General features: G+C 63.9%; 9 protein-coding genes. 3 read left to right on the top strand and 6 right to left on the bottom strand.

What is annotated here, in order from left to right; genetic code table 11:
* The 5 genes from ISM_RS00055 to ISM_RS00035 all read right to left on the bottom strand — a co-directional run.
* A partial coding sequence (locus ISM_RS00055) for a CarD family transcriptional regulator (protein ID WP_009812041.1) occupies positions 1-124 on the bottom strand: 124 nt, incomplete at its 3' end.
* A 338-nt stretch (positions 125-462) separates the two neighbouring features.
* The gene (gene fdxA, locus ISM_RS00050; protein ID WP_009812040.1) at positions 463-801 is read right to left on the bottom strand and encodes a ferredoxin FdxA; all 339 of its coding nucleotides are present in this window, start codon (positions 799-801) and stop codon (positions 463-465) included.
* 133 nt (positions 802-934) lie between these two features.
* The gene (locus tag ISM_RS00045; protein WP_009812039.1) at positions 935-1,210 is read right to left on the bottom strand and encodes an RNA-binding S4 domain-containing protein; all 276 of its coding nucleotides are present in this window, start codon (positions 1,208-1,210) and stop codon (positions 935-937) included.
* Positions 1,211-1,225: 15 nt separating this feature from the next.
* Positions 1,226-4,162, bottom strand: a complete 2,937-nt coding sequence (locus tag ISM_RS00040) for a helicase-related protein (RefSeq protein ID WP_040617718.1) — start codon at positions 4,160-4,162, stop codon at positions 1,226-1,228.
* A gap of 39 nt (positions 4,163-4,201) precedes the next feature.
* Positions 4,202-4,789: a tetratricopeptide repeat protein gene (locus ISM_RS00035; RefSeq protein WP_040617717.1), complete on the bottom strand. Its 588-nt coding sequence runs from the start codon at positions 4,787-4,789 to the stop codon at positions 4,202-4,204.
* Between the two features lie 68 nt (positions 4,790-4,857).
* On the opposite strand from ISM_RS00035, the gene ISM_RS00030 reads away from it, so the two are divergent.
* Together ISM_RS00030 and ISM_RS00025 are read left to right on the top strand one after the other, a co-directional pair.
* Positions 4,858-5,148 carry an SCP2 sterol-binding domain-containing protein gene (locus ISM_RS00030; protein WP_009812036.1) on the top strand — a complete coding sequence of 97 codons (291 nt, stop codon included), beginning with the start codon at positions 4,858-4,860 and terminating at the stop codon, positions 5,146-5,148.
* 8 nt (positions 5,149-5,156) lie between these two features.
* The gene (locus ISM_RS00025; protein WP_009812035.1) at positions 5,157-6,131 is read left to right on the top strand and encodes an alpha/beta fold hydrolase; all 975 of its coding nucleotides are present in this window, start codon (positions 5,157-5,159) and stop codon (positions 6,129-6,131) included.
* A 21-nt stretch (positions 6,132-6,152) separates the two neighbouring features.
* Here the strand turns inward: ISM_RS00025 and ISM_RS00020 are convergent, their stop codons facing one another.
* Positions 6,153-6,983 (bottom strand): fumarylacetoacetate hydrolase family protein, encoded by an 831-nt coding sequence (locus ISM_RS00020; protein ID WP_009812034.1) that lies wholly within the window; start codon positions 6,981-6,983, stop codon positions 6,153-6,155.
* Positions 6,984-7,125: 142 nt separating this feature from the next.
* Here ISM_RS00020 and ISM_RS00015 point away from each other — a divergent pair.
* Positions 7,126-8,825: M3 family oligoendopeptidase (locus ISM_RS00015; RefSeq protein ID WP_009812033.1), on the top strand; the 1,700-nt coding region annotated here is incomplete at its 3' end.

Here is an 8,825-nt window from a genome sequence, read left to right as displayed (position 1 = left end):
CAAAGAGCTCGAGCTCGATGCCGGCAATCTCCTGCTCCTCTATCGAAACGATCTGCCCGACGCCATGCGCCGGGTAGACGACATAATCGTTGGGGCGAAACTCGGATTTCTTCGATTTACTCATTCAGCTTTCCTCGCATGGCTCCGACTGTCTTGGACACACAAGCCACATCCCGGACATCCTGCCCGGACCGTGAAGAGCTATGTCGCAAAGAAACCACCCCCGTGAGCGAAGCGGGCGGGTGGGTTTATGTCAGGCGTCTGTCTACATTTGTGACGATATCATAACACAAAATTAGCCCCTTCGGAAGCGGGGCCGGTACAGATGGCAAATTACCATATTTGCATCAGGGATTTACGCCAAATATAGGCGCCAATTCCCGCGCTACAAGCCGAGGGAAACGAATCACCCCCCGCGCCCGTGCTCAACCGACGATCAGCCGCCAATCCGCCGAAGCGGGCTCAGCCGCCCTCGCCGGCCTTCTCGGAGAAGTATTTGGCGAGCTTGCCCTCTTCGCCGTCGCGCTCTTCGGCTTCGGGAAGCTGGTCCTTCTTGGTGATGATCACCGGCCACATCTCGGAGTATTTGCGGTTGAACTCGACCCATTCCTCCATATCCGGCTCGGTATCGGGGCGGATCGCGTCGGCGGGGCATTCCGGCTCGCAGACGCCGCAATCGATGCATTCATCGGGATGAATGACCAGCATGTTCTCGCCTTCATAGAAGCAGTCCACGGGGCAAACTTCCACGCAATCGGTGTATTTGCAGGCAATACAGTTATCAGTGACGATATAGGTCATGACACCTTCCACGCTTGATCAGTTCAGCCCATCTAAATCAGCCGTCCGGATCAATCAAGCGCCCTGCCCCTTTTTGGGACAGCCCGCGCTGCTGACCTCATGTCGCGGGACAGTGTTCCACGACGGGCCGGGATCAGGGAATTTCTTCGTATAATTGCTGGGCTTCGCTGGCCGGACCGCGCCGCGTGCCCAGGCCCAGCACCCGCAACACCCGGACGCCGCCGGGCAGCGTCACGGTGAGCACATCGCCCGACCGCACCGCCTGGGCCGGTTTGTTGATCTTGCGGGAATTGAGCCGGACCTTGCCGCCCTCGACCATCTGGGCGGCCAGCCCGCGCGTCTTGAACAGACGCGCGTGCCAGAGCCATTTGTCCAGTCGCAGCTTTGGCGGAGCAGTGTCCTGCGACACCGATGCCCCGATCCGTCAGCTCTTGTCGCGCAGGCCCATCAGGGCCGCCGCGAAAGGGTTGTCCGGGTCGATCTTGCCGGATTTCTCGGGCTTGGCCGAGAATTTGCGCGGGCCTTTGTTTTCAGGCTTGCCACCCGGCTTGCGCGGGCCACGACCCTTGCCACGGGCCTCGCCATCCTTGCCACGGGCCTGTTGACCGCCTTGGCGCTGGCCTTGGCCTTGACCTTGACGCTGGCCTTGGCCCTGGCGCTGACCCTGACGGGCGTTCTGACGGTTGCCACGGCCGACCCAGGTGAAGGTGTAGAAGACCTCGATTTCCGGCTCTTTGGCAGCGCCATCGTCAGTGGCCGCCGCGTCGCCTGCGGCCTCTTGCGTGTCCTTGATCGCCTCGACCTCGCCTTCGACCGGGGTCACCGGGCTGGCATCGGCCGGGATGGCCTCAACCGGCTCTGCCGTGGCCTCAGGGGCCTCTGTGGCCTCTGTTGCGGCCTCAGGGGCGTCTTTGGTCTCTGCGGCGGCCTCAGGGGCCTGTGCGGCCTCTGCGGCGCTCTGAGCGGCATCGGCGGCGGCGCGGGCCTTGTCCCGCTCGCCCCGCTCAGCGCGATAGCCCAGACCCTGCATCAGATCGGCGAATTGTTCGAGCGTCATGCCGGTGATCGACAGCATGTCGGGCGTGGCTTCAAACCCGCCCCGGCTGTCGGCACCGCGCAGCATGTCGGCCAGCCGTTCGAGCATGTCGATGCGGATCGCCCGTTCCCCTGCGGCGCGATAGCCGGCCATGGTGAAATAGCCCTGCGGCACGGGGACCGAGCGCGCGGGAACCGTCACCAGACCCGGCGGCGGCGATTCGGGGAATTCGTCGAGGTCCTGTTGCAGCGACCAGAGCACCAGACGCAGACGCGTCGGCGCGGGTTTGAGCAGCAGCGGCATGAAAATGGTGAACTGGCCAAAGCGGATGCCATGTTTGCGCAGCATGCCGCGCGCTTCTTGATCGAGGGATTTCACATCCTCGGCCACATCGCCGCGCGGCAACACGCCGAGCGCTTCGACCATCTGAAAGCCGAAACCGCGCGCCATGCCGGTCAGGGTCTCGTCATTCTGCAGGGCCAGCAGCGGCTCGAACAGCGTGGCGATCTTGCGGTCGATGAAATGCTGCAACCGGCGTTGCACCTTCTGCGCCACGTCGTCGCCCGCCTCGTCATCGACGAAGGCCTTGACCGTGGGTTTCAACGGGTCGGCGCCTTTGACAAGCTTGCCCACCGCGTCGGAGCCCCACATCAGGCCGCCCTGTTCGGTAAAGTCGATCTCGGTATCGGGGGCGTTGTAGAAACGATCCGCCTTGAGGTGAAAATGCGGCGCCAGCGCCTGTAGGCTGGCCTGATCCAGCGCCTTTGCCTCGGGGCCGCTTGCCGCCTTGTCACGGATAAAACGGAACCCTTCCAGACGGCCTGCGAATTCGCCTTCGACCGTCACTTCACCACTATCATTCACTTCGGCCACAACGGCCTCCTTCTGCTTGAGCCGGCGCAACAGCACTGAGGTGCGCCGGTCCACAAATCTTTGCGTCAGGGCCCCGTGCAGGGCATCCGACAGGCGATCTTCTACCGCGCGGGTGACATCGCGCCAATGCGTTTCGTCATCCACCCAGCCGTTTCGCTGCGCAACATAAGTCCAGGTACGGATAAAGGCGAGACGTTTCGACAATGTGTCGATATCTCCGTCACTTCGGTCCAGCCTTTTCACCTGGCGGGCCAGCCAATCATCCGGAATCCGACCCAATGACGTCAGATCCGTAAAGATTGTTTCCAAAAGCGAGACATGCTCGGCGGGGCTGATGCCGCGAAAATCGGGGATACGGCACACATCCCAGAGCAGTTTGACCCGTGTCGCATCGCCGAGACGGTCGCGAATGGCGGGGATTTGCGACAGGCTGCGAAGCGACTGTAAATCGTCGGTATCGCGACTGCGCCCCAAACGCGGCGTGGCGGGTTTCTGCTCAAGCGCGGCGAGAAGCGCGTCGACCGTGCCGAATCGCAGATCCGAGTTGCGCCATTCGAGCCGCGAGATCGGCGCGAAGCGATGGTTGGTGATCGCCTCGACCACCTCGTCGGACATCTCGGGCGCCTCGCCGGTGACGCCAAAGGTGCCATGGCGCATGCCGCGCCCGGCGCGCCCGGCAATCTGCGCCAGCTCATTCGGCGCGAGCATCCGCATCCGCCGCCCGTCGAACTTGGTCAGCGACGAAAACGCCACGTGATCCACATCGAGATTGAGCCCCATGCCGATGGCATCGGTCGCCACGAGGTAATCGACATCGCCGTTTTGATAGAGCTCGACCTGCGCGTTGCGGGTGCGCGGGCTGAGCGCGCCCATGACCACCGCCGCCCCGCCCTTTTGACGGCGCAAAAGCTCGGCAATGGCATAGACGTTATCGACCGAAAAGCCGACGATGGCGCTGCGCCCGGGCATTTTCGCGAGCTTCTTGGGCCCGGTATAGGCGAGCTGTGACAGGCGTTCGCGGGTCAGAAAGCTCACCCCCGGCACCAGTTCCGCAATCACCCCGCGCATGGTGGCGGCGCCGAGAAACTGCGTCTCTTTCTGGCCGCGCATATGCAAGAGCCGGTCGGTGAAGACATGACCGCGTTCGGGATCGGCGCAGAGCTGGATTTCATCCACCGCGACGAAATCGGCGCCAAGGCCTTGCGGCATCGCCTCGACCGTGCAGACCCAGTATTTGGTGCGCGGCGGCACGATCCGTTCCTCGCCGGTGACCAGCGCCACCACCGAAGGCCCGCGCAGCGCCACGATCTTTTCATAGACCTCGCGCGCCAGAAGACGCAGCGGCAGGCCGATCACCCCGGTCGGATAGCCCAGCATACGCTCGATGGCGTAATGGGTCTTGCCGGTATTGGTGGGGCCAAGTACCGCATAGGTTCTGGATGGCTCTGCCATCGCCGCCTCCTGCTCGTCAGAGGGAATTTCGGGCCGCGATCAGAGTCGCGTGCCGCCCGTGACATGCCCCAGCCGATCCCGCGCTGCAAGAATGTCGGGATCATGGGGGTGAAGTTTACTGGCTTCCATATAGGCGCGGCTGGCCAGTTCGTCCTGCCCCATTTCCTCCAAGAGCGATCCAAGGCTGAAAAGTGCGGTGAAATGGCGCGGCTCGAGCGTCAGCGCATGTTCGAGATCGGCCAGAGCCGGGCCAAGCAACCCCATCCGCGCCCGCGTCACCGCCCGCAGATGCCAGCCCTCGGAAAACTCCGGCGCATGGTCAGTGAGCGCAGTGAAATGGCCGTCTGCCGCCGCCAGATCGTCTAGGTCGAGCGCCGCCCGACCGCGTCGCAACAGCAGATCCATCGCGGGCGAGCCGGATTTCGACAGCTCGAGCGCAATGTCGGCGGCAATCCGCGCAGCCTCCGCCGGCTCCGCCTGCGACAGCTCTGCGTATAGCGTATCGAGCCTGGTCTCCGCCCCGTTGCCGGTCAGGCCCGTGTCCTGACTGATCGCGGGTAAGGAAAACATGACTGTCACGGCAAATGCCGCAACGGTATTCTTGAGATCATAAGTTAGACGGCTCATAACTCGGACCAGTTTAACGTCTGCCGCCGGAAATCCTAGCCCCGGCGACCCCTCTGGAGGAGAGAATCGTGAGCGAAGTGATCACTGCGGCCGTGGCCGCCCTGAACGAGAAAATGAACGGCCAGAGCTTTGACGGTTCGGCGAAATTCGTGATCGAAGGCGAAGGCGCCGTGATCATCGACGAGGCCGGCGCCCGCGCCGCCGATGACGAGGCCGATGTCACCCTCACCGCCGATGCCGACACGTTCCAGTCGATCATGTCCGGCGATCTCGACCCGACGGCGGCCTTCATGACCGGCAAGCTGGCGGTTGATGGCGATATGGGCATGGCAATGAAGCTCGGCTCGGTTCTGGCCTGAGCCACGCGATGGAGACCGCCCCGTTCTTTGCCGAGATTGCCGACGCGCCCGAAGGCGGGCGCGCCCATTGGCTCGTGGCGGAAGACGGGGTGCGGATCCGGATCGGACATTGGGTGCCTGCCGATGCGGCGGGCACCGTGCTGCTCTTTCCCGGGCGCACCGAATATATCGAGAAATACGGCCGCGCCGCCCGCGATTTCGCCACCCGAGGCTTTGCCATGGCGGCGGTGGATTGGCGCGGTCAGGGGCTGGCCGACCGGCTTGCCGGGGATGTGCTCTCGGGCCATGTGGATTTCTTTGGCGATTATCAGCGTGACGTGCGCGCGGTGATGGCGGCGGCCGAGGCGCTCGACCTGCCGCGCCCGTGGTATGTGCTCGGCCATTCGATGGGCGGCTGTATCGCGCTGCGCGCGGTGCAGGATGGCCTGCCCGTGGCGGGGGCGATTTTCTCTGCGCCGATGTGGGGCATCCGCATGGCACAGGCGCTGCGGCCGCTGGCCTGGTCGCTTGGCTGGGGCAGTCGGCGGCTCAGGCTCGACCATGTCTATGCGCCGGGCACCCAGCCCGAGCCCTATGTGCTCAGCGAGCCCTTTGAGAGCAACAAGCTCACCCGCGACCGCGACATGTATCAATACATGATCGACCAGACCCGCGCCCAGCCCGAGCTTGGCCTGGGCGGGCCGAGCCTGCGCTGGCTGCATGAGGCGCTCATTGAATGTCGCGCCCTGATGCGGATGGCGCCGCCGAAACTGCCGGGGCTGACGCTTCTTGGCACGGCCGAGGATATTGTCGACCCGACCGATATTCACCGGATGATGGCGCGCTGGGCCAAGGCGTCTGATCGCGGCCATCTGGCGCTGCTCGATGGCGCGCGCCACGAGGTGATGATGGATGATGCCGAGACCCGCCGGACGGTCTTTGACATGATCGCCCGGTTCATGCAGGCCCCCGAGGCCTTTGACCTCGACCGGCCTGCGGCCTGAACCACCGGCGGACCTGGCGGGTCAGCTATCGGCCACCACCTCCTGACGCTGACGGCCAAGCCCGGCAATCTCGAGCTCCATCACATCGCCCGGTTTGAGGTATTTCGGCGGTTTGAACCCCATCCCCACCCCCGGCGGCGTGCCGGTGGCGATCACATCGCCCGGATGCAATGTCATCATCTGGCTCAGATAGGAAATCACCTCGGCCACGCCAAAGATCATCGAGCGCGTGTTGCCGGTCTGCATCCGCGTGCCGTTGAGATCGAGCGACATGTCGAGATCCTGCACATCGCCCAAGGCGTCAGGCGTCACCAGCCAGGGGCCAATGGGGCCGAATGTGTCGCAGCTCTTGCCTTTGGTCCATTGGCCGCCGCGCTCGGTCTGAAAGGCGCGTTCCGAGACATCATTGACGATGGTGTAGCCCGCCACATAGGACAGGGCCTCGGCCTCGCTCACATATTTGGCGCGGCGTCCGATCACAACGCCAAGCTCGACCTCCCAGTCGGATTTCTCCGAGCCGCGCGGCAGCGAGACCGTGTCATTGGGCCCGCAGATGGCCGAGGTCGCCTTCATGAAGACGATGGGTTCCGAGGGCGGCTGCATCCCCGCCTCGGCGGCATGATCGGAAAAGTTGAGCCCGATGCACACCAGCTTGCCAATGTCTGCCACCGGCACGCCCAGGCGCGGCGTGCCCTCGACCAGCGGCAGCGCCTCGGGGTTCACCTTGGGCAATTGCCCCAGCACCTCGCCCGAAAGATCCGGCACCACCCCCGACAGGTCGCGCAGCCGCCCCTCGGCGTCGAGCATCGCGGGCCGTTCTTCTCCTGCTGCTCCGTATCTGGCAAATCGCATCTTGCTCCCCCTCGCATGGTTCGATGTTGCCCCGACCCTACCCGGCCCGGCCTGATTGGCAAGCCGCTATCCGCCCGCCGCCCTTGCCGCGCCGGGTGGGGCGGCATATGTCTGGGCGCAACACGCAACAGAAAGGCCTGTCATGATCTCCTTCCCCCGCCCTGTTCGAGACGCCAACGCCCAAGGGGGCGCCGACAATCTTGGTCATCTGCCAGAGTGGGACCTGAGCGATCTCTACAAGGGCGAGGACGCACCGGAGCTGATCCGCGATCTTGACTGGCTCGAGAGCGCCTGCGCCGAGTTCGCCCGCGATTACGAAGGCAAGCTCGACACGCTCGACGCCGCGGGGCTGCTCGAGTGCATCGTGCGCGACGAGAAGATCTCGAACATCGCCGGGCGCATCATGTCCTTCGCCAGCCTGCGCTACTATCAGCTCACCACCGATCCGGCGCGCACCAAGTTCCTGTCGGATTGTCAGGAAAAGATCACTGCCTACACCACGCCGCTGGTCTTCTTCACCCTCGAGCTCAACCGCATTTCCGAGGACAAGCTCACCGCGATGTATGCCGAGAACGCCGATCTGGCGCGCTACAAACCCTCGCTCAACCGCATCCGCGCAATGAAGCCGCATCAGCTCTCGGATGAGATGGAAAAGTTCCTCCATGACATGGGCGTGGTTGGCGATGCCTGGGAACGGCTCTTTGACGAAACCATCGCCGGCCTCTCCTTTGAGGTGGCGGGCGAGACGCTGACCATCGAGGGCACGCTCAACCTGCTCACCGAACAGGACCGCGACACGCGCGAAGCCGCGACCCGCGAACTGGCCCGCGTCTTTGGCGAGAATATCCGCATCTTTTCGCGGGTGCACAACACCGCCGCCAAGGAAAAGGAAGTGATGGACCGCTGGCGCAACATGCCGAGCGCCCAGGCCGGGCGGCATCTGTCGAACGATGTCGAGGCCGAAGTGGTCGAAGCGCTGCGCGATGCGGTCGTCGCCGCCTACCCGCGGCTCAGCCACCGCTATTATGAGCTCAAGCGCAAATGGCTCGGTCTCGACCGGATGCAGGTCTGGGACCGCAATGCGCCGCTGCCGATGGAGCTTCAGAAAACCGTCGATTGGGACAGCGCCCGCGACATCGTGATGGAGGCCTATAACGCCTTTGATCCGCGCATGGGCGAGCTGGCCGAGCCCTTCTTTTCAAAGGGTTGGATCGATGCGGGCGTCAAGCCGGGCAAAGCCCCCGGCGCCTTTGCCCATCCCACCGTCACCACCGTCCACCCCTATGTGATGCTGAACTATCTCGGCAAGCCGCGCGACGTGATGACCCTCGCCCATGAACTCGGCCACGGCGTCCATCAACGCCTTGCCGCGGATCAGGGCGAATGGCTGAGCTCGACACCGCTGACCCTTGCCGAAACCGCCAGCGTCTTTGGCGAGATGCTCACCTTCCGCAAGATGCTCGACAAGGCCGCAAGCCCGCAGGAACGCAAGGTGCTGCTCGCCGGCAAGGTCGAGGATATGATCAACACCGTGGTGCGCCAGATCGCCTTCTACGATTTCGAATGCAAGCTCCACGCCGCCCGCCGCGAGGGCGAGCTCACCCCCGAAGACATCGGCGCGCTGTGGATGTCGGTACAAGGCGAGAGCCTCGGCCCGGCCTTCGACTTCATGGAAGGCTATGACACGTTCTGGGCCTATATCCCGCATTTCGTGCACTCGCCCTTCTATGTCTACGCCTATGCCTTTGGCGACGGGCTGGTGAACGCGCTTTACGCGGTCTACGAGGAAAACCCCGACGGCTTCCAAGACAAGTATTTCGACATGCTGCGCGCTGGCGGGTC

This window comes from Roseovarius nubinhibens ISM, assembly GCF_000152625.1.
In the GTDB taxonomy this organism is placed as follows: Bacteria; Pseudomonadota; Alphaproteobacteria; order Rhodobacterales; family Rhodobacteraceae; genus Roseovarius; species Roseovarius nubinhibens.
Note: the sequence above shows the minus strand (reverse complement) of the source record. Positions and strands in the feature narration are given on the sequence as shown.